The sequence below is a fragment of the Spirosoma aerolatum genome (assembly GCF_002056795.1).
GTDB classification, from domain to species: Bacteria; Bacteroidota; Bacteroidia; order Cytophagales; family Spirosomataceae; genus Spirosoma; species Spirosoma aerolatum.
Window position 1 is genome coordinate 545,168 of record NZ_CP020104.1, and the last position, 21,585, is coordinate 566,752.

18 protein-coding genes are annotated in these 21,585 nt (G+C 49.8%); 11 read left to right on the top strand and 7 right to left on the bottom strand.

All coding sequences use genetic code 11. The features are described from left to right. Positions 1–2: 2 nt before the first annotated feature. Positions 3–2,513, bottom strand: a complete 2,511-nt coding sequence (locus B5M13_RS02345) for a glutaminase family protein (RefSeq protein ID WP_080054118.1) — start codon at positions 2,511–2,513, stop codon at positions 3–5. A gap of 196 nt (positions 2,514–2,709) precedes the next feature. Here B5M13_RS02345 and B5M13_RS02350 point away from each other — a divergent pair, with 196 nt between their 5' ends. From B5M13_RS02350 to B5M13_RS02370, 5 genes are all read left to right on the top strand, one after another. Continuing rightward, positions 2,710–3,627, top strand: coding sequence for an RraA family protein (locus B5M13_RS02350; RefSeq protein ID WP_245859694.1), 918 nt, complete (start codon positions 2,710–2,712; stop codon positions 3,625–3,627). A gap of 31 nt (positions 3,628–3,658) precedes the next feature. Beyond that, on the top strand, positions 3,659–4,936 hold the full coding sequence (locus tag B5M13_RS02355) for a mandelate racemase/muconate lactonizing enzyme family protein (RefSeq protein ID WP_080054120.1): 1,278 nt from the start codon (positions 3,659–3,661) through the stop codon (positions 4,934–4,936). Between the two features lie 185 nt (positions 4,937–5,121). Beyond that, entirely contained in the window at positions 5,122–6,315 is a 1,194-nt protein-coding gene (gene uxuA, locus B5M13_RS02360; RefSeq protein ID WP_245859703.1) for a mannonate dehydratase, read from the top strand. A gap of 185 nt (positions 6,316–6,500) precedes the next feature. Then, positions 6,501–7,283 (top strand): SDR family NAD(P)-dependent oxidoreductase, encoded by a 783-nt coding sequence (locus B5M13_RS02365; protein WP_080054122.1) that lies wholly within the window; start codon positions 6,501–6,503, stop codon positions 7,281–7,283. A gap of 191 nt (positions 7,284–7,474) precedes the next feature. Beyond that, positions 7,475–8,716 (top strand): alkaline phosphatase family protein, encoded by a 1,242-nt coding sequence (locus tag B5M13_RS02370; RefSeq protein WP_080059766.1) that lies wholly within the window; start codon positions 7,475–7,477, stop codon positions 8,714–8,716. A gap of 3 nt (positions 8,717–8,719) precedes the next feature. Here B5M13_RS02370 and B5M13_RS02375 read toward each other — a convergent pair whose 3' ends face one another. From B5M13_RS02375 to B5M13_RS02385, 3 genes are all read right to left on the bottom strand, one after another. After that, positions 8,720–9,175 carry a DUF2147 domain-containing protein gene (locus tag B5M13_RS02375; protein WP_080054123.1) on the bottom strand — a complete coding sequence of 152 codons (456 nt, stop codon included), beginning with the start codon at positions 9,173–9,175 and terminating at the stop codon, positions 8,720–8,722. 162 nt (positions 9,176–9,337) lie between these two features. Continuing rightward, positions 9,338–10,240, bottom strand: a complete 903-nt coding sequence (locus B5M13_RS02380; protein ID WP_080059767.1) for a phosphoenolpyruvate carboxykinase (ATP) — start codon at positions 10,238–10,240, stop codon at positions 9,338–9,340. A gap of 26 nt (positions 10,241–10,266) precedes the next feature. Continuing rightward, entirely contained in the window at positions 10,267–10,713 is a 447-nt protein-coding gene (locus tag B5M13_RS02385; RefSeq protein ID WP_080054124.1) for a hypothetical protein, read from the bottom strand. Positions 10,714–10,860: 147 nt separating this feature from the next. On the opposite strand from B5M13_RS02385, the gene B5M13_RS02390 reads away from it, so the two are divergent. From B5M13_RS02390 to B5M13_RS02400, 3 genes are all read left to right on the top strand, one after another. Then, complete coding sequence (locus tag B5M13_RS02390) at positions 10,861–11,157, top strand: SCP2 sterol-binding domain-containing protein (protein ID WP_080054125.1); 297 nt, start codon at positions 10,861–10,863, stop codon at positions 11,155–11,157. A gap of 100 nt (positions 11,158–11,257) precedes the next feature. Further along, positions 11,258–12,694: a Gfo/Idh/MocA family protein gene (locus B5M13_RS02395; protein WP_080054126.1), complete on the top strand. Its 1,437-nt coding sequence runs from the start codon at positions 11,258–11,260 to the stop codon at positions 12,692–12,694. Between the two features lie 152 nt (positions 12,695–12,846). Next, a complete protein-coding gene (locus B5M13_RS02400) occupies positions 12,847–14,820 on the top strand; it encodes a sensor histidine kinase (RefSeq protein ID WP_080054127.1) in 1,974 nt (657 codons plus the stop codon). Between the two features lie 16 nt (positions 14,821–14,836). Here the strand turns inward: B5M13_RS02400 and B5M13_RS02405 are convergent, their stop codons facing one another. From B5M13_RS02405 to B5M13_RS02415, 3 genes are all read right to left on the bottom strand, one after another. Then, positions 14,837–15,568 (bottom strand): hypothetical protein, encoded by a 732-nt coding sequence (locus B5M13_RS02405; protein WP_080054128.1) that lies wholly within the window; start codon positions 15,566–15,568, stop codon positions 14,837–14,839. A 122-nt stretch (positions 15,569–15,690) separates the two neighbouring features. Next, positions 15,691–16,569, bottom strand: a complete 879-nt coding sequence (locus B5M13_RS02410; RefSeq protein WP_080054129.1) for a LytTR family DNA-binding domain-containing protein — start codon at positions 16,567–16,569, stop codon at positions 15,691–15,693. A 58-nt stretch (positions 16,570–16,627) separates the two neighbouring features. Further along, complete coding sequence (locus B5M13_RS02415; RefSeq protein WP_080054130.1) at positions 16,628–17,071, bottom strand: RrF2 family transcriptional regulator; 444 nt, start codon at positions 17,069–17,071, stop codon at positions 16,628–16,630. 392 nt (positions 17,072–17,463) lie between these two features. Here B5M13_RS02415 and B5M13_RS02425 point away from each other — a divergent pair, with 392 nt between their 5' ends. From B5M13_RS02425 to B5M13_RS02435, 3 genes are all read left to right on the top strand, one after another. Continuing rightward, a complete protein-coding gene (locus B5M13_RS02425; protein WP_080054132.1) occupies positions 17,464–17,724 on the top strand; it encodes a hypothetical protein in 261 nt (86 codons plus the stop codon). Positions 17,725–17,814: 90 nt separating this feature from the next. Continuing rightward, positions 17,815–18,195, top strand: a complete 381-nt coding sequence (locus B5M13_RS02430; RefSeq protein ID WP_245859705.1) for a DUF4395 domain-containing protein — start codon at positions 17,815–17,817, stop codon at positions 18,193–18,195. Positions 18,196–18,434: 239 nt separating this feature from the next. After that, on the top strand, positions 18,435–21,476 hold the full coding sequence (locus B5M13_RS02435; RefSeq protein ID WP_080054134.1) for a SusC/RagA family TonB-linked outer membrane protein: 3,042 nt from the start codon (positions 18,435–18,437) through the stop codon (positions 21,474–21,476). The last annotated feature ends 109 nt before the right edge of the window (positions 21,477–21,585 follow it).

Sequence of the window (21,585 nt, forward strand, 5' to 3'; positions counted from 1 at the left end):
GTTTATTTAGCCAGTTTGCCTTCGAGCATTTTAATAAAATAACCACCCACTACAGATCGGGCCTGAAAACCAACCTGTTTGGCGTTGACGGTTTCGTGCCAGTCGGAAAGGGGCACCCGCGAGGGGGTTTCGTTGGCATACCGCCAGACAGGTCTTATCAGCGCCTGAAAATCTTTGGATGAACTCGCCATCGTAGCGGTCCACATAATCCAGTCTGACTTGGTGTAGGTCTTGCGGCTGTCCAGTGGCAGGCCATACGGCTCCTGCTTGGTCAGGTAGTAGGCGATTTCTTTTTGGGCAATGTCTTTGGGGAAAATGTTGATACCTAAAAGCTTATCCCACACTAGATTATACTTTTGACTCCAGGTGTCGGCCGGATTTTCAAACGTAAGGTCGTAATGCGTTTTATCCGATGCGGTTTTGTCCAGAGCCAGGGGTTGCCATTTAGCGGCCATTTCTTTCGCCGTCTTGAGGTAGCTTTCAGCCGTGGCTTTGTCGCCCAGTTGCCCTGCCAGTTGGCCGTAAGCGGCAATACCCAGAATAGCTTTCAACGACAGGTTGGCATTTCGGGCGATATGACCGGCAAAATCGTCGGTACAAAGCTGATTGGCCGGATCGAATCCATCCTTTTTCAGGTATTCTACCCAGGTAGTCAGCGTTTTCCAGTGTTGCTTAGCGTAGTTGGCATTGCCTTCGGCTTTGGCAATAGCACCCGTCAGAATCAACATATTGCCACATTCCTCCACGGGCATATCTTCACCATAGGTTTGCCCATTTGCCAGGGGGTACGTCCCTACGTCGTGAGCGGCAAAAGGCTTGGTCCATCGGCCACTTTCCGAATACTGAAAAATGGGTTCCATCATGCCTTTCAACAGAAGCGGGTTATATAGCAGGAAGAGTGGAGCCGACGGATAGGTGATGTCGACCGTACCGATGGAGCCATTCGAGAAATTCTCTTTTGAGAAAAAGAATGTTTCTCCTTTGGGACCGGCTACAATCTTATGGGCAGCAATAGTCTGACGATAGGCCAGTACGCACAAGTCGGCGTATTCTTTGCCGCCTGCTTTCTGGGCATCGGCACGGAGTTTGGCGTCGAACGTGGTGCATTTCTGACGAAGTCGGTTGTAATCGCTCTCGGCTATCTGCAACAGATCGGCCATAGACGTTTTTCCATCCCGACGCCACCAGGCCCGTAAATTCTGCTTGAAATACTGCACCGAATACAGATCGTCGTAGCCCAGCAGGAGATGTTTGGTAGCTGGGCCGGTTATGTTGTTGAAGTCCAGCACGGCAGCGAGGGCTATATCGACAGCCGCCTTAGGTCCTGGTCGGGTACCCGTAGCTGGCAACTGGCCTTTTGCCAGAAAACCCTGTTTTAGCCCATTAGCCAAGCCCGATGCGGTTTGGTTTCCGGCCTGTTGGGGAGCAGCCAGATAGGCATACCCCCAATCAATACGGACATTGTCTCCTTTACGGCCTAATACGGGCTGGGCTTCTGTGCCAACCACCTGATAGGTGAGGCCACTGGTCTGGGCCGTTTTCGTAATCACCTCCTGGCCGATGGTGTTGGTCGCAATGGTGCCCGATTCACTAAAAAATACCTGTACCGAGTGGGGCTTCTTATCCGACGATTGTACATCGAAGGAAACGTAGCTTACAGGGCGAGCCGCTACCTCCAGTTCGTCGAGTAATAGGGGCGACAGGAAGTTGACCGTTAGATTGACAGGCCCGGCTATAAAGGTGTAGCGGGTTTGCGTTGCCGATACCGTCACATCCGTTTGCGTTGCTGCGGAGACCGACGAGTTGGTGATGGGGTTAACAATACCGACGTCAATAAACGACCCTCCGCGTGGACTTACACAGTGAACGGCCAGCACGTTCTTGCCCGTTTTAAGTGCCTTCTGACCTGCTTCGGGGAACGGCAGATAGATGTATTCGTTGACGTAATCGGGTTTATCGAGAATTTTGGTGCCGTTGAGGTAGATCACTACGTCGTCGTCATGATTGAGTACCAGCAGAAGTTTTGATAGATCGGCTTTTCCATCATAGGTAAATTCCCGACGAACGTAGATACCCTCTTTCATGGTCTGGCTGTTGACCCATTTGGTATGCGCATCGGGGGTATCGCCAAAAGGACCTGTGCCCGACATCCATTTACTATCATCATAATCAGCCTTCTCCCAGCCTTTGTCGGGTTTTTCCAGCGTGTACTTAGCCGAATAAGGCTTCGACTCACCCGATGCCAGAATGGGTTCGTAGGTTGTCGGTACGGCACCTAAAAACTGATACGGCTTACCATCGACCCGAATAATGCCCTCCAGCGATTGAGGCTTACCCGTCCAGTGGCGGGTAGGGGAGTCGGTCAGTTTATCGGTCATACTCCACAAACTAAAATAAGGATCGTGCGTGATGAGTGGATAAGCGGGGGGGCGCAGGGTTTGGGCCTGTGTCCAACCCGTAAGAAAAAGTAAGAAAAGAAGAGTTGATGTGTACTGAATTGTGCTATTGCGCATTGGCAGTGGAGTTTTTCAGATTATTAAAACTATATCTTAAACCCGGCCTGTGGTTGCCTTTACTTATCGAGGGTAGGATAATCGCTGAATATGCTTTGGAAGAAAGAGAAATAGTTGCTGTCATTGTAATTGACAAACCTTCTGTAAACCCCCTTACATCCTAATCTATATGAAGCATGTATTCATTTGGCTGACCATGCTAATCTTACTTGGTCATACCGTGCAATCGGTTGCACAACAGATTTCAAAGGAAGAGCTAATCTTCCTGACGCCCGACTGGAAAGGTGAACGTTTTCCGGATGGGCGACCCAAAGTACCCGATGCCATTCTGAAGCGGATGAAACTGGTTACGCAGGAAGAAGCCTGGGCTGTTCTGAAAGGCGAAAAATACCGCTACCAGTATGCGGGTGGCTGGCAAACCATTAACCCCGACAGTGTTTTGGTAGGCCGGGCGGTAACCGCTACGTTTATGCCGGGTCGGCCTGATGTTCATCGGGTTACGGATGAAAAAGGCCATACCAAAGATGGTCGGGTGAAGTCACAGAATGCCTGGCCGATTGATTTGCTGGTCAAAGGTGATGTGTATGTGGTCGATCAGTTTGATATGCACGAAGATGGCCCAACCATTGGCGACAATCTGGGTAATTCGATCTACGCCAAAACGGGCAATGGTATCGTGTACGAAGGAGCGGTTCGCGACATCGCCGGACTGAAGGAAATTGGTGGCTTTACGTCGTATTTTCGTAGCTATCACCCCTCGCACCATAACCCGGAAGGCGATCTCAACACAACCTTAGTCGGCATCAATCGCCCCACCCGAATCGGAAAAGTGATGGTTATGCCCGGCGACATCGTCCTAGGACGCGATGGAGGAGTTTGCTTCATTCCTCCCCATCTGGCCGAAAAAGTGGTGAAAACCTCCGAGATCATTCGCCTGCGCGATATGTTCGGCCATCAGCGTCTGCGCGAGCAGAAATATACGCCCGGTCAAATCGACACACGCTGGTCGGATGAAATCGAAAAAGACTTCTCGCAGTGGCTGAATTCGCACATTAATGAGCTTCCTGTTCCAAAAGAGCAGATTCAGGATTATCTCAAAAATCGAACCTGGTAAAAATAGGTAAACCTAGCGTTCCTAAAACCTCATGAAAACCTCAAGACGTTCATTTCTAACCAAAAGTGCGTTAGCCAGTGTATTTAGTGGCAGCGCGCTGTCCAGCTTTGGCGAAGGGCTGGAAACCGCCATCGAGCGGACTCCGTTATCATCGGCCCCGTCCGATCTGAAAATTACTGACATCAAATGTGGTTACACGCGCGGTGGCCATAGTCTGTTTGTGAAAGTGCATACCAATCAGGGCATCTGGGGGTGTGGAGAAGCCGTCGATGCGTCGGTCGGAACCTACCACCTGGTCAAACTGATTGGCCAGCGGATTAAAGGTCGAAGTCCGCTGAATGTCAACCGTATTTTCGAAGATGTTCGGAAGTCGGGCTTTTTTGAGGGAGCGCAGGCCGGTATATATGTATCAGTTTTGTCGGCTGTCGAAACCGCGCTTTGGGATTTGACCGGGAAAGCGCTTGGCCTACCAGTGTACCAGTTACTCGGTGGGAAATTTCGGGATAAAATCCGGGTGTACTGCGATACAGGTGCCTACCGGGAGACGGATACAAGCCCGGAGTCGTTTGGTAAAAGTGCCAAGCGTGCGGTCGATATGGGCTTTACGGCCGTAAAATACGACATCGACGAGCGCAACGACCCCAATAAATATGATGCCTACAACTGGACCGCCAGCCCCGGCGAGTTAGAGCGGATGTACAACCAGATTGCGGGGGTTCGGGAAGCTGTTGGCCCTAAAATCGACATCTGCGTAGACATGCACGGGCGATACGACATGACGACCGGCCGACGGGTCGCCAAGATGATGGAGCCGCTTAAACTGCTCTTTCTGGAAGAACCCATTCCGGCCGAAAATCCCGAAGCGTATCGGCAAATCCGGGAGATTACCACAACGCCTATTTGCGCGGGCGAGAACCATTATCTGGCCCACGGCTTCCGGCGATTGCTTGAAATTGGTGCTGTCGACATCATTATGCCCGATTTGCAGAAAGCAGGTGGATTGGGTGAAGCACAACGAATTGCCAATCTGGCGAATCTCTATTACGTACCGTTTGCACCACACATGGTAGCGTCGTATCTGGGGGCTATGGCGTCAAGCCATGTATGTGCCTCGGTGCCCAACTTCCTGATTCTGGAATGGCAGATTTACTTCCACGAGGAGCCTATGTTCAAAGAGATCGTTACCTTCGACGGGCCGATGGTGGAGAAAGGGTTTATTCCATTATCCGAAAAACCCGGTATTGGCGTTGAAATCAACGAAGAGGGTATGCGGAAATACGCCCCCAAAGATGTTCCGTTCTTTGTGTAAGTTTGAGACTGGGACCTAAACGAACTATACGTTCGTCAACTATCAGTATGCAAGCCCTATTTTTCACCGCGAGGACGCTAAGGCGCAAGGGTTAAAATGGATTGATAGTCAATTCTTAGCGCCTTAGCGTCCTCGCGGTGATACTTAAATTGTATTGACTATATCAAATGAGTATGTTACAAACTATGCGTTGGTTCGGGCCGAACGATGCAGTTTCGCTGATGGCTATTCGGCAGGCAGGTTGCACGGGTGTTGTGACCGCCCTGCATCAGATTCCGGTAGGCGACCTGTGGACCATCGATGAAATCACCAAACGCAAGCAGTTGATTGAAGCCGATAACGAGCGGTATTCATCACTGCACTGGGCAGTCGTGGAAAGTCTGCCCGTTCATGAAGATATCAAGAAAGGACGGCCAACCCGCTCTGGGTATATTGAGACGTACCAGCAATCCATCCGAAATCTGGCCGCTTGTGGCATCCGAACGGTCTGTTACAACTTTATGCCGGTGTTGGACTGGTCGCGAACCAATCTTAAGTACGAAATGCCCGACGGTTCACTGGCCCTTCGGTTCGTCTGGGAAGATTTCGCCCTGTTTGACCTTTATATTCTGAAACGACCCGGTGCCGAAGCTGATTACGAACCGGAGATCATCGAATCGTCCCGACAGAAACTGGCGCAAATGAAGGCTGAACAGGTTGCCGAACTGACCAATACCGTTTTGCTTGGATTGCCGGGTTCCGAAGAGGCTTTTTCGCTGGATACCTTTCAGGGCTTACTCAATGAGTATAGTCAGATTGGCGATCAGGCATTACGGGAAAACCTGTATTACTTTATTCAGCAGGTGGCTCCGGTAGCGCAGGAGGTGGGTGTCAACCTGTGCATTCATCCCGACGATCCACCAAGGCCATTGCTGGGCTTACCCCGCGTAGTCAGTACGGAGGCTGATCTGGCACAACTCATGAATGCCTGCGATGTACTTGCGAACGGCATTACGTTTTGTACGGGCTCGTTGGGCATCCGACCCGACAACGATTTGCCGGGAATGATTCGGCGGTTTGGCAATCGTATCCATTTTATTCACCTGCGCACGACCAAGCGCGAAGCCGATCCACGTAACTTTCACGAAGCCGATCACTTAGCGGGCGATGTCGATATGTATGCGGTTATGAAAGAAATAGTTCTGGAACAGAAACGACGCACAAAGGCAGGCATCGGTGAAACGGCTATTCCCATGCGGCCCGATCATGGCCATCAGATGCTTGATGATTTACATAAAAAAACGTATCCCGGTTATTCTGCCATCGGGCGCTTACGCGGTCTGGCTGAGCTGCGGGGGCTTGAACTGGGTATCGAGCGCAGTTTAGAGTCGATAGAGTAATACCATTAATATAGCTGTTGGCACAATAGAACACAGATTTTTATGATGATTATGATTTTTATAGATCATAATCCTTTGATAAGCTTCTAATAATCAGGCAATTGTTAGTTGTAAATGATTTTGTAATCTTAACAAATCATAATCATCATAAAAATCTGCGTTCGATAAATTTATGTATAATCGTAATGACACAAACAGAAAATTTGACATATCCAGCCGTATTTTCACTTGAAGGTAAGCTAGCGCTAATCACCGGCGGAGGTAGTGGGATTGGTTTTGATATTGCCCGCTGCATGGTAGAATCGGGTGGCCGTGTCGTCATCACAGGCCGTCGGGAAGAGCCGCTAAACGAAGCTGTACAGGCTTTAGGCGAACGCGCCCATTATCAGGTTAACGACGTAACTGACCGCGAATCGCTGGAGGAACTGGTCGAAAAAATTGAGTTCGAGCTGGGGCCCATCGATATTCTGGTGAATAATGCGGGGATCAATATGAAAAAGCCCGCTCTGGAGGTCTCCGACGCTGATTTCGACCGGATCGTACATACCAACCTGAACTCGGTTTTTAGCCTGACGCGTACCTGTGCCCGACGGATGATGGCGCGCCAAAGCGGTTCGATCATCATGATTTCGTCGATGGCGGCCTATTATGGTATCGACCGGGTGGCTGCGTATGCGGCTTCCAAGTCGGGTGTGGAAGGCATGGTGAAAGTGCTGGCGTCGGAATTTTCGGGCAACGGGGTTCGGGTCAATTCGATTGCACCGGGCTTTATTGAAACGGCCATGAGCAAAACGGCCATGAGTGGTGATCCTGACCGTTTTGCCCGCGCCATGCGTCGAACCCCCATGGGCGCGTTCGGAAAACCATCCGATATTGGCTGGGCGGCTGTTTTTCTGGCTTCTGAAGCGGCCCGGTATGTTACGGGTGTGTCGCTGCCAGTCGATGGCGGTAATTCAATTGGATTTTAACATTTTTTGTCATTTCGACCAGGGGAGAAATCTCAAACTTGCCTATTAGTAAGCTTGAGATTTCTCCCCTGGTCGAAATGACAAAAAACGAAACAGTTCTCTGGTATTAACCAACTGTAAAGTTTTCGGGCCGACCGCCCAGTATTCACCGAACTGCACTTATTTTGGGGCAAAATGGCGTACTGGTTCCCATGAAACGGATTGTAGAATTGCTCCTGTTTATTGCCGCTTACCTGCTCATTACTCAGCCTAGTTGGGCGCAAACGAAAGCTAAAAAAGCCTTGTTTGTAATTGTGGACGGCATTCCGCCCGACGTCATCGAGAAACAGCCGACGCCCAATCTGAAAGCTATTGCCAAAGAGGGTGGCTACGCTCGGGCTTATGTAGGCGGACAAAAAAGCAGCTATTCGCAAACGCCAACCATTTCGGCGGTTGGGTATAACAGCCTGCTTACAGGCACCTGGGTCAATAAGCACAACGTGTGGGACAACAGCATCAAAGCGCCCAACTACGCCTACTGGACTATTTTTCGCTTTTTTGAACAGCAATATCCCGCCCGGAAAACAGCCGTTTTTTCAACCTGGCTCGATAACCGGACCAAACTGGTGGGCGAAGACCTGCCCCAAACCGGAAACCTACGGATCGACTATTCTTTCGATGGCCTGGAACATGATACGCTGCTTTTTCCGCACGATAAGCAATCAGACTATATCCACCGGATCGACGAAAAAGTAGTTGCCGAAGCGTGCCGATATATTCAGGACGAAAGCCCGGATCTGTCGTGGGTGTATCTGGAATATACCGACGATATGGGGCATAAATACGGCGACAGCGAACAGTTTTATAAAGCCGTTGGCCTAATGGACGATCAGATGGGCCGTTTATGGAAAGCCATTCAATATCGTCAGAAAACGTTTGGTGAAGATTGGCAGCTTTTCATCACGACCGATCATGGCCGTAGTGCCGATACAGGCAAAAACCATGGCGGGCAGTCGGATCGGGAGCGGGCTACCTGGATTGTGACGAACGCCAAAGACCTCAATAGCCAGTTTAAAACAGCCACGCCCGCCATTGTCGATATCATGCCAACCATGGCCCGTCATTTAGGCATAACCATTCCGAAAGAGCAGGCCTTTGAACTCGACGGTGTTCCACTGACAGGTAAAATCTCCATTACAGAGCCTAAAGCCCGAAAAGAATCCGGTAAGCTTTTACTGAACTGGAAAGCTGTCGATCAGGAAGGTAGCGTAAAAGTTTGGGTATCGACAACCAATCACTTTGAAGAAGGACAACGCGACCAATACAGTTTACTGGCCGAAGTTCCTGCCAGTGCCGAAGCCGCTACCCTCGATGTGCCCAAACTGCCTTCCGGCTTTGTGAAGGTTGTGCTGGAAGGCAGGCATAATTCGCTCAATCGCTGGATTGTTGAATAGGATTTAGCGTACCCGCGTCCAGGTTCGGGTTTTGCCTAATAGGCTGATTCCCATTACGTAGCCATGAAAATCGAGCGTGTTGGCGTCTTTCAGCGTCAGGTCGCAATTGTAGGTTTTGCCATCTTCCGGGTTATAAATTTCTCCGCCACTCCAGACATTGTTGCCTTTGTAAACCAAATCTTTCAGCAATACCATATTGATCAGAGGGCGATTCCGTAGCTTTTCGTCTGGATTCTCAGTGTCAACTTTCGGCTTGTTGGTAGATGGATCGTTCGGCTCAAGCATCCAGACCAGTTTGCCGTAATATTTATTCCCCTGTTTATAGATCTGGACCTGGTTCCTCTTCTTTGAGCTAAGCCATTTTCCCAGCACCGCATCAGGGTCGTCGGTGTTATGGGCGAAAGAAGGAGTTATCAGGGATACTATGAGCAGGAAAATGGCGAAACGAAATAGATTCATAAGACAGTTGAGGCAGTGATTTTGATGTATAACTAATTCGCAGACGACTTGTCAGCGTAGTAAACGAAAAATCATGCCGACCTGTATATGATCCTGCTTTGCTAGCTAAGGTTTAATGACTGGCCAGATTACTTTTGTCCTGCTAACGCAGCGAGTAACTTCCTAATCTACCCGTTCGCCCCCAAGCTCAGCTACATACGCTTCCAGTGCCTGAAAGTCTTTGGTACGTTTCATGAAATGAATCGATGCTGATTGGGCAATTTGCAATGATTGCTGGAAATGTTGGGGTAGGTAGGGTTTGGTTAAAAGCTGAACGGGTATCGGAAAATGCCGAAGTAATTCGACCGGAGCGCGTATGGCGCTGATTTGGCCTTCGTTGACGCGGGAGTTAGGCGGGAAAAGAATGTTGATCTGGCGCAGCAGAACCGGCTCTTTAGGAAATGTATCCAGTGGCTGGGTGATCAGAAACTTTTCCGCCCCTTCAAAAGAAGGAGACAGGGCAGAAGCATCGATAGCCAGCCCGTTTAGCGCCTGTCTCCAGACTTTATACTGACTAAACGCAGGAATGGCATAGGCCCTGTTGTCGATCAATTGTATTGCCACCAGATCGTCCGACAGTACGGTATGGCCTGCTTTCCCAAATGCCGTTGCCGTAGTTGATTTTCCGGCACCCGGTATGCCCATAAAAACGATGGCCTGGTTGTTCACCTCTACGGCGCTGGCATGCAGCAGAAATAAGCCACGTTGGTACAGAATGACTCCAAACACCTCGCTGAGGAGGAATAGACGCAGCGTTCCTTCGTCGGCACCAAGATTCTGGTACACAATCTGGTTGCCGTCGCTGATCCGAAACTTGCCGATTCCGTCCCAGTTGATAATGATGGCATCGGCTGTCCGGCCGAATTTTGCCCGTACCCCCCGTCGCTGGACACGGGTGAGCTGCCCTGCTTTTTCAGGAACAGCCCCTTCCGTAATCGTAATATCGGCCGATTCATTCGACGGCTGTAAAACACCTTCAAAATTGATGGCCGTTTGAATGGTTAATCCAAAAGCAAAGTAATTCATGATGGAATACGTTTGGAGCAAAATGGTCAATGCATTTCTTTGATTGATAGCCAGTATAGCGCTACAAAGAGCAGGCTGAAAAATACACCAAACGAAACACTCAGGGCTTCAAACCCGGCCAGTGCCACGGGTAAAACAAATCCGCAGATAACCCCGGCCACGTAAATCCAGAAGCCAATACGACGTAGCCGGAACATGAAAATGGCCCCAATCAAGGTAATCAGTGAGTAAATAAAAGAGGCAATTGCCAGTAGGCGAACCAGCTCCTGATCGTTGGGAAGGGGTACATTCCCCGACGAGCGATCCTCATAATACTGCTTGGGCGATTGTTCGCCAGACTTGTTTTCTCGCTCGATCTGCGTTGTTTCGGATACGGCTTCGGTTTGCGAAAACGATATGACAGCATCCGCTATTCCCCAGGCACAACTCAGAAAGGTAAGAATACAAAGAAGGGTTAAAAATTGAGAGCGCATAGTAACGCGGACAGGATGTCCGCCTGTTTAATACTAACGGATTTATCTCCGCCTTTAAGAACCTGTTAAAAGGAAGTAGCGTATGTAACTTCCCAAAACCTTATTTTCGTGGCAGAGTTTCCTACATACCAACGAAAACCAAAGCAAATGACTCTGCAAGAACTGACCGAGCAAATTCGGACCAAAGTTACACATACCGATAATATCAACGCTACCGTTAAGCTCGTAACTGACCAGGGTGTTGTGTATATCGATGCCACACAATCACCGGCTGTCGTGTCGAACGAAGACAAACCCGCCGATTGCGATTTGCAGGTAACAATCGATAACCTGGTGAAAATGAGCTCCGGCGACCTGAACCCGATGATGGCCGTTATGATGGGGAAACTCAAAATCAAAGGCGATATGGGCATCGCCATGAAAATGGGCCAGATTATGGGGTGATTAAATTATTGAGTTGTTGAATGATTGAATTGTTGAATGGATAAGTAAGCATATTCCATTTAATTCTTATTCAATCATTCAACAATTCAATCATTCAGTCATGCCTAAGCCCTCTCGTCGTCAATTTCTGGAAAATAGTACCCTGGCTGCGGCCAGTTTTCTGCTGGTTCCGCGTCATGTGCTGGGTGGAAAATCGGCTAATGGCTCACGAATTATTGCTCCATCCGATAAACTGGCTATTGCCGCCGTTGGGTGTGGGGGTAAAGCCGATGTAAACATCCGATTGGCGTATAATAATGGTTCTGATAACATCGTCGCCCTGTGTGATGTCGATGATCGTCAGGCGAAAAAATACCGGGCTCAGTTTCCGAATGCCCCGTATTTTCAGGATTATCGCGAAATGTTCGATAAGGCTGGCAAAAGCTTCGATGCCGTCATTGTCAGTACGCCCGATCACATGCACGCGCCTATTGCGATGGCCGCTATGCAGCTAGGCAAACATGTATACGTCGAAAAACCATTAACCCACGATATTTACGAGGCCCGGATGCTGACACAGGCTGCCGAACGCTATAAAGTAGTCACCCAAATGGGCAATCAGGGGAGTTCGGGCGATGCTACGCGGATTATCGAAACGGCCATTCAGAAAAAGATGATTGGCCATGTACACACGGTTTACTGCTGGACTGATCGCCCGGTTTGGCCGCAGGGGGTACGGTCGCCCAAAGACAAAGGTGAGTCGCAGCCTGTACCGCCCGAAGTTAATTGGCCGCTTTGGCTCGGAACCGCTCCCTACCGCAATTATCACGAAGCCTACATGCCGACCCGATGGCGGGGCTACTGGGATTTTGGCACCGGCGCTTTGGGCGATATGGGTTGCCACTTCATGGATGTACCTTTCCGTGCCCTAAAACTCAAATACCCAACTTCCGTAGAATGCAGCGTCGGTTCGGTCTATGCCGATTTCTTTAAAGAAGCCTTCTTTGACGATAGTTGCCCCCCCTCGTCGGCCATTCACCTGACCTTTCCGTCAGACGATAAAAAAGTAAAAGAGATCAAATTCTCCTGGTTCGATGGGGGAATTCGGCCCCAACTGCCCGAAGGGGTAGCGTATGAGGAGGTATTCCGGGATAATAATGGCGGTATTCTGTTTATTGGTACCAAAGGAATGCTGACGGGTGGCCTGTTCGGCAACGATCCGAAACTGCTTCCGGCCGATAAGTTTGCCAATACGGCTTTGCCTGCTCCCGAAAAACCGCTGGTCGAAGGCAAAACGGAAGGGCATCAGCAGCAATGGGTGAAAGCCTGCAAACAAGGGTATGGCGCCTATACATCGTCGTCGTTTGATCAGTCGGGGCCGCTTACCGAAACGGTTCTGATGGGGAATTTAGCCACGCGCTCCTACATGGCTCGCGAAGGGGGCAAGTTTACGGGGCGTAAACGGCTTCTCTGGGATGGCGATACCATGAAGATTACCAACTTCGACTATGCCAACCAGTTTGTCAGGCGGCAATACAATGGCGGCTACTCGTTGTGAAAGAGCGAAAGAGTGAACCTGTTTAAACGTTAAAAATTCCTTCCTAATAGGTGTGTTTTTGTCATCCCTCCTGCGTCGGGATGACAAAAAAATTATTACAGCATAAATTTAAACATATTCAATGCCTACATTAGTGGTACCTCAAATCACTGATGCGACATTTTAGTCAACAGGTATTTCTTATTTTAAGCTGTTGCTTACTGACTTTTCGCCTGGCAGCACAACCGCTCAGTAAGCAGCCCGTCATTCGTTTGCCTGCTCAGGGTGATAAAGTGTCGTTAAGCGGGAAACTAGCTTATCTTCGCGACTCGCTGGCTAATCTGACCATTTCGGAGGTGAGCAGCCTATCTTCCAATGCTGCATTCCAGCCTATAGCCACCCCAGTTCCTAATTTTGGCTATGTAACGGGTATAAAAGCGGCCCGGCCTGTCTGGTTACGATTTCGGATGGAAAACGGTTCGATAACGTCACAAGCCTGGCTCGTCGAAATTGATTTCTGGTCGTTCGATTCCCTCCAGCTTTTTATTGTCGATAGCCATAATCGAGTGTTGTCGGCGTCGCCGGTAATCGGCTGGAAGACGCCTGCTACCCAGCGGCTGCGGTATCACCGTCACTACTGGTTTCCGTTTACTGTACCCGCTCATGAGCGCGTAACGGCCTATTTTCGCATGTATAAACAGCGGGGTACACAACTTGTACCCATTAGCCTGGTTCGAGAGTCGGCCTATGAATCGCTGGTTCAGAAAGGCTACTTATTTTGGGGAGGTGTGCTGTTTGCGCTGACGTTTGTGGCAGTTATGAGCCTTATTTTTTTTCTGACCACGCTCGACCAAATTTATTCGAAATACATTTTCTGCCTGCTTGGTCTGGTCGGCTTTTTTGTCATCAACGACGGCTTTCTGAATCAGTTTGGCTTCGAGCTTCAGTTCTGGTTGCCCCGGCAGAATATCTATTTCCTCTTCCCTCTGATTCTGTTCTATTCGCAGCTAACCTTCGTCCGTACCTTTCTATCGGTCAAAAATACGCCTTCCCGGCACTGGCATACCATCGGAACGGTGGTGCTCTGGTGTGGCCTTTTCTGCTTGCTTGGTCTGACTATTGAACTGATTACCCCCTTTTCGCCCACTGTCGAATTGATTATGGTGCGAATCTTCTCGATTTTTTACTGGTTTCCCATGCCCGTGATTGGGGCCTATATTGTGGTGGGAATTGTTCGGCGGTATCACGTTGGCGAAGCCTGGTTGTATCTGATTGCCGTTTCGCCATTCTACGCCCTTAATCTTGGGCAGGTCTTCGCCAATTTTGGTTTGATTCCTACGGTTGAGCCGGTCGCCAATTTTACGTATTATGCCGTAGCGGCTTTGTTTGAGGTACTGGTGTTGACCATTGGTTTGGCCTATCGCTACAAAATGGAGCGCGACCGGACCGAGCGGCTTATTAAAGAAAGCACCGATCAGCAGCAACGGGCCTACGAAGCCGAAGTGCAGACATTGGCGCTGAAAAATAGCCTTCTGGTCGAAAAAGAGCGGATTGCCCGCGATTTGCACGATAACGTAGGGGCGCACTTAGCCTTCATTGTGACCAATCTGACACACATTAGCGATCAGGCCGAAAAACAATCGACGAAAGAAGGAAAGCAATGGGCGTCGCGCTTACGAACGATTGTTATGCACACCCGCGAAGCTGTCAAGCTACTTCGCGAAACCATTTGGGCCATTCATCAGGAAAGCTTTACCGTCGAAGAGTTTGACGAGCGATTGAACCAGTATATCAATCGCTACTTCCACGAGCCGGATGGTCTGCACGTAGATGTCCAGGTGACGGGTTCGCAATCGCAGCGGCTTTCATCGACTCAGGTACTGAACCTGTTCCGAATTGTACAGGAAGCCCTGAACAACGTTGTTAAGCATGCTCAGGCTACGGTAGCCAACGTGCAGTTGCAGGTGAGTTCGGGCGGACGGATTAATCTCAGAATTCATGATAATGGCTGCGGCTTCAACTGGAACAATACTGTTGTATCGAGTCATCACTACGGCCTTCAGAACATGCAAACCCGCGCGCAGGAACTGGGCGGCACCTTTCGGGTTTTTGCCGAAGAAGGCACTACTGTAGAGGTAGATGTGTAAGTAATTGACACATCGTTCAGATTGGCTTGTTATGAACCGTCTTCTTTATCAGCCGATAAATGGCAACCAGGTGTGCGAAAAAAACGGTAGGAACAATGAAACCTGGCAGCCAGACGTAGGGGGATTTCAGAATGCCCACATTGGGTTGGTCGAAACCGAATTGTTGAAAAGGTAAGGGGGCCGACAAAATGGCATGAATCACAATATTCAGCACTAAGCCCAACGCCAGCATGTTCCAGGCTAAGAGCCATCGGTTTGACAACTGGTGGCGTTGAAACGTAAAATAAGCCACAACAGGGGCCGTCAGCCCTGACAGAATATCGAAATTACCACCTTCAAACGTCATTAATTGGGGCACCTGATGGTACAGATAAAGTCCGTACAAACTTAGCTCGACAGGAACCCGTACAACATGGAGAACGGTCAGTGCCGACAACGGTAGTTTTTCGATCCAGAGCCGCCCATGGGGTGTAATGAATAGGCTTATTATAAAAAGTAATGGTGGACCAATAACCAGTACTAAACCTGGCGGTCTGGCATCGAGGTGGAGAAAAGTCTGATTGTAGGCTAGTAGAGCTAAACTGGTTAGCCAGATCAATACGCCAGGTATTAGTCGATTCGAAGCGCGCTTGGAAACCTGTCGAACCATGCTGTAGAGAAAATAACCAGTTAAGAGCGTTGTTGCTCCAAAAAAAGCGTCGAGCCAGAGCGGTGTCGTTTCGTATAGATGAGAAAGATTGGGTTGCATGATAGCGGCCTGTTACCGCAAGTCTTATTACTTGCAATGGCAAAGGAAGGTCAGTCGTCAGACAGAAATGCAATGGACAGAGCGCTCTGACGATGAATGGTATCCAAACGAACGATGAATGGTCAGGCGATTGGACTAGCCTCAAACCATTTTTTGAAATCAGGACGCCGATACCGACTAACCATCACCTCTTCGTGCGGTTGCTGCTTGTGCAGGGCCGGAACAAGCAGTACGGCCAGCTTACGATTGGTATCGTCCTGAACCGTCCGAACGGCGTTTTGAGCCACCAGAAACTGGCGATTAAGCTGAAAAAAGGATCGATTGTCGAGCTGAGGTGTTAATTGGGCAAAGGAAGAATAGGACGTAGGCACCTGCTGTCCATCAGTTTTGACCAGTAAGATCAGCCCACCCGTTGAATAGAAATAAGCAATCTGATCGACAGGGAGCCGGAGTTTACCCGTATGCATGGCTACTGTAACCAGTTGGGGCACTGATAAAGGCGTAGCGATTGAGTTGGAGCCCGCAGAACTTTCGGAAATGGACCGGTTTTTTGTTTCACGCTCGGTCAAAAAAGCCCGTAAAATATAAAGCCCTACGTAACCACCATTCAGCAGAGACGCCAGCGTAATACAAACCGTTATTCCTTTCAACACCGTTGGCAGGGCTGGCCAGTGGTGTGTATACAGCCGTTGAGCAAGCGGAAAGACAACGGCAAAGGTTAGTAACGTAGCTACTCCGCCCAGAACGAACTGAGCTGCCAAACGCCGGGTGGGTTGCTGACCAAACGGTAGTCGAGAATCAAGCCAGTCAAAAACAACCAGGTTCACCTCCCAGCAGGAAGCCATTACCGTAGCTACCGTCAGAAAATAAGGCCAGGGAAACTGATAGCCCGGTTGCCCCGGAAATAGCTGACCAAACACCACATGCGAAGCGACCAGCGCAGCGATGGGCACCAGCGCCAGGCGGAGGTAAAGATGTTGTCGGCGTGTAAGCGGGGCCATACCGAATCAGCGTTTGCATTGCCTGTGTAGAGCAAATGTAGCAAAAGCCAGCGCTGGATTATACAGGTATCAGCGTAGTTGGCTCCTTCATACCAGCAACGAGCATTTGCAAGGTTGTTTTTTCGTAAACGGCCAGGTTGGCGTCTCGAACACGTAGCATGATAGGTCTGATCTTGCAGGTGTCTTCGCTGTCACAGTCGTCGCAGCGGGTGTAAAAATGAAGGGACACACAAGGCGTTGGTGCTATGGGGCCGTCGATAATACGGACGAGTTGGGCCAGTGTGATCCGATCCGGCTCCACCCGCAGCATGTAGCCACCCCCTTTCCCTTTCTGACTTTGCAGCAACCCATGATTGCGTAGCTCCAGTAAAATGCCTTCCAGAAATTTCTGAGGAATGTGTTCCTGCTCGGCAATGCGAGCAATCAGCACGGGGCCGTTCCCATACGCCTGGGTCAACGCTTTCATGGCTTTGATCGCGTATTTTGCTCTTTTAGAGATCATATAGTATTTTATTTAGTGTGTGATTTCGATAGAGTTTTAGGGTAATATATTTATCCGATAAATTTTGTATAGTAATTTGGAAAATAAAAAATCTCCCACTTACCTTTACGTCGTCAATGACCACAAACTCAGTTCGTAATGGACTTCTGCCTGCTTCGATGTTGTTGTGAAATAGACCATTATCCTTGTTAATCTGAGGATAGTAGCCGTGTAGTTTCATCGGTTCCAGTTCTGGTAATTCCTTGATTAACTAGTCCCATATCCGTTCGATTCCTTGATCAACAGACAAAGTTAAGTGTTTATCTAAATCTATATTAAATACATAGATTAAATATTTTTTAATCTACACTTCATCAACAAACAACAACGTTCAACGACAATTCGCTTCCGGTATGCTATCAGCTTCAACAACAGGAAACCGCCAACTGGTCTACCAGATTATCGGGTTTGACCGACTGAATTTCGTAGATGACGTAGCCAATGCCGTCCCGCAGGATGACCAGTGTCGAATTACGGGCCTGTCGTTTGTGGGCAATGGTGTTCGGGTGGATGGCCGTCTGACGGTCTGGGTACAGGACGATAATCGGCTGGCCCGGATTCATCGGCAGTTATCCGCCATTCAGGGGCTGGTTAGTGTTCGGCAGAGTGATTGACGAAGAATACAGAAAACAACTAAAAACATAAACAACCAGCTTATATGTCCCACGAGTGGGGTTCAGATCAATGAGACGAAGGTTCGTCTGGTGGCAGGCCTTGTCCTGCTTATAGCCATCGTGTATTGGCTAACGAATTGGCTGGCTTTGCCACTTTTACTGTTTATCGATTTCGGTCTTCGAAGTACCGATTTGGGAAAATACAGTCCTTTGGGAACAATTGCCGACAGCCTGGTAAATACTTTTCATTTGCCTTATAAAGGCACCGATCAGGCTCCCAAGCAATTCGCGGCCCGCATTGGCTTCGGCTTTGCCATTCTGATAACAGGACTACGATTAGCAGGCATTTCAACCCTAATTCCAGTTAGTGTACTGGCCGTTTTTGCGGCTCTTGAGTCGATTGTCGGCTTTTGCGCTGGCTGCTACGTGTATACGTATTACATCCGGTTATTTGCTAAGGTAAATGACTAAGCAATCTAGAGTTTGGCCTTTGGTATGACCCCATCGGGGTCATACCAAAGGCTCATAATTGTCAAGTTTATAACCGATCAAACCACTTAGGCTGGCGGCAACCGGTATAGGTGGGATGAATAAAAAGGCCGAAACGGCGGCAACCGTTTCGGCAGGTCACAACAAGCTAGTTTTTGATCCATCAGGCGCTTGCGACGCCGGGTGGACTACCCTGTTTCTCACGTAACCATTACAAAGTAATGCAAAAACTCTATGCAGTATGGGTAATTTTTTTACTCACTTCGCTGGATCTGATTGCTCAATCAACCGACAGATCCGCTAATTCCTCACTAGCTACACTTTCCGGCACGGTCCGGGCCGATAACGGTGAAGTACTTCCCGGTGTCAATATTGTTCTGAAAGGTCAGTCGAAAGGGACCGTTACCGATGCAAACGGGCAGTTTAGCTTGTCGGCTAAACCAGGTGATCAGCTTATTCTGTCGGCCATTGGCTATAAAACCATCGAAGTGCGCGTCAATGGAACGGCACCATTAAAAGTGCAGTTATCAACTGATTCACGGCAACTTAGCGAGGTTATCGTAGTCGGGTACGGCACATCGGAACGGAAAAATCTGATTGGTTCCATTGCCAAAATCGATCCGGCCGATACCAAATCCATTCCTGTGGGTAGTGTGGATGCCCAGTTGCAGGGAAAAGTACCGGGCGTTCAGATTTCGAGTGCTACGGGCGTACCGGGTGAACGGGTCAACATTCGCGTGCGTGGGGCTACATCGATCAATGCCAGTAACGACCCGCTCTACGTGGTCGATGGGGTATTTATTAACAGCAACAGCCTTCAGACGATTGGTACCGGAGGAAAAGCTACCTCGCCCATTGCTGATATTAATCCGTCTGATATTGAGAGTATTGAGGTATTGAAAGATGCTGAAGCTACGGCATTATACGGCTCTCGTGGGGCCAACGGTGTGGTACTGATCACCACCAAGCGCGGTGCTTTCGGGCAGCGGTCGACGCTGAAAATCGATGCATCGGCAGGTGCCGCGAAAGCTGCCAAACTCTGGGAATTAACCACTGGCCCCGAACATGCCACCCTGGTGAATGAATGGTGGGTAAATACGGGTAAAGATACACCGTCGCTGAACCGAACGTTTGCCAACCGCCCATTCCGACCCGTTTCAGAAGGGGGACGTGGTTTACCCGAAGATCAGAAAACCTACGACCGACTGGGCGAACTGTTTCGAACGGCTCAACTCCGCAATTACGACATCTCCCTGTCTGGTGGTACCCAATCCACCAAATACTACATCGCAGGTGGCTACAACACGCAGGAAGCCATTATTCGGCCCATCAACTTTAACCGGGCCAGTTTTAAGGTTAATCTGGATCAGCAGGTAAACGACAAAATACAGGTGGGTGTCAGCAATACGTTCACCCGGACATACCGCAATCAGGGGCGGGCAGGCGATGGCCCTGCGGGTGGATTGTTACAGGCAGCGTTGCATACGCCTACGTACCTGTCGCCGACCAACGATCAGGGTGTGCTGGTAGGACGGGCTGGCTTCGACAACCTGACCTTGCTGATCAACAACTACAATGTTCATACGACCAGCCTGCGGTATATCGGTAACCTGTATGCGGATGCCCAATTGCTACCCGGTCTGAAATTGCGGACCAGCTTCGGCATCGATTACAACAACTACAACGAGTCGGAATACTGGAATTCCAAGCTGATTTCGGGTAGCCCAAACGGCTATGCCACCTCGAGTATTAGCCAGTATACCACCTGGCTGAATGAGCAAACACTGACCTACCGGAAAAAGATAGGTTCCAGTCACTCCTTTGGGGTGCTGATCGGAAATACGTTACAGAGCGATAACCTGACCCGTACCTATGCCGAAGGACGCGGCTTCCCGAACGATAATTTTACGCAGATTTCATCGGCGGCCACCACAGCTAGTTCGCAAAACTGGAGCAAGAGTACCCTGGCGTCGTTTTTCGCCAAAGCCGATTACAACTTCGCCGGTCGATACCTGATCGATGCCAGCCTTCGTGCTGATGGATCGTCGCGTTTCGGATCGTCCCGTAAATGGGGCTATTTCCCATCGGTAGGAGTGGCCTGGCGCGTGAAACAGGAATCGTTCCTACAGGACGTTACGGCTATCAGCGATTTAAAACTGCGGGCTAGCTGGGGCGTAACGGGGAACCAGAATGGCATCGGCAATTTTGCCGCACAAGGCCTCTGGACGGGTGGCACGGGCTATCAGGGAAGCCCAGGTATTGCCCCTCAGCAACTGGGTAACCCCGATCTGCAATGGGAGCGAACCCGGCAAATTAGTGCCGGGCTGGATGTATCGCTTTTTACCGACCGAATTGGGCTGGAGCTGAACGTATACGATAAATACACCACCAACGGCCTGTTTCAAATCGCACTGGCCGGAACAACGGGCTTTAGCAGCTATTGGAGCAACGCGGCCGAAATCAGTAACAAAGGTTTTGAACTGGGTATCAACACGGTTAACCTCCGCCAAAGTGGCCTGACCTGGACAACCAGCTTTAACGTGGCGCAGAACGTGAACCGGATCGAAAAGCTGGCGACGCCACTCAAATACGGTAGCCGCGACCTGATTCTCCAACAGCAGGGTTTTCCACTGTATTCGTTCTGGGTGTACAAACAATTGTATGTTGATCCGCAAACGGGCAACGTGGTGTACGACGACGTAAACAAAGACGGTAAAATCACCGTCGACGACCGGCAACTGGTAGGTAGTATCTGGCCGAAATTCTTTGGTGGCCTTACCAACAGCTTTTCGTACAAGGGCTTCGATGTGAACCTGTTCTTCTCGTATCAGTACGGCAATAAGATTTATAACCACAATCGATTCTTCGGGGAAGGCGGTGGAGCGCGTGACGACGCTCGGATCATTTTTAAATCAAATCTGGCCCGCTGGCAGAAACCGGGCGACGTGACCGACGTGCCTCGTCCCGATGGCATCAATGTCAACAACTACCGGGATGGTGGAAGTCGCTGGCTGGAAGATGGTTCATTCCTACGACTAAAATCGCTGACAGTAGGCTATACGGTCCCGAAGGCAATCACGAGCCGATTAGGTATTCAAAACGTTCGTGTGTACGCCGTTGGCACCAACCTGTGGCTGCTTACCAACTACACCGGCCTCGATCCCGAATCCAGTTCCAGCAGCGACCAGAACGCACAAGGCATCGACCTCGGTACACCTCCGCAACCTGTTGGTATTCAGGGGGGCATTAGTTTGACTTTATAAAATTTGCCCCACCCATCCTAAGAAAGGGGCGCTTTCCAAAGGAAACTCATGGTCTTATGGAAAAACAGCTACCCTTGATGAGTCACCCCTCTCCTGAAATCAGGAGAGG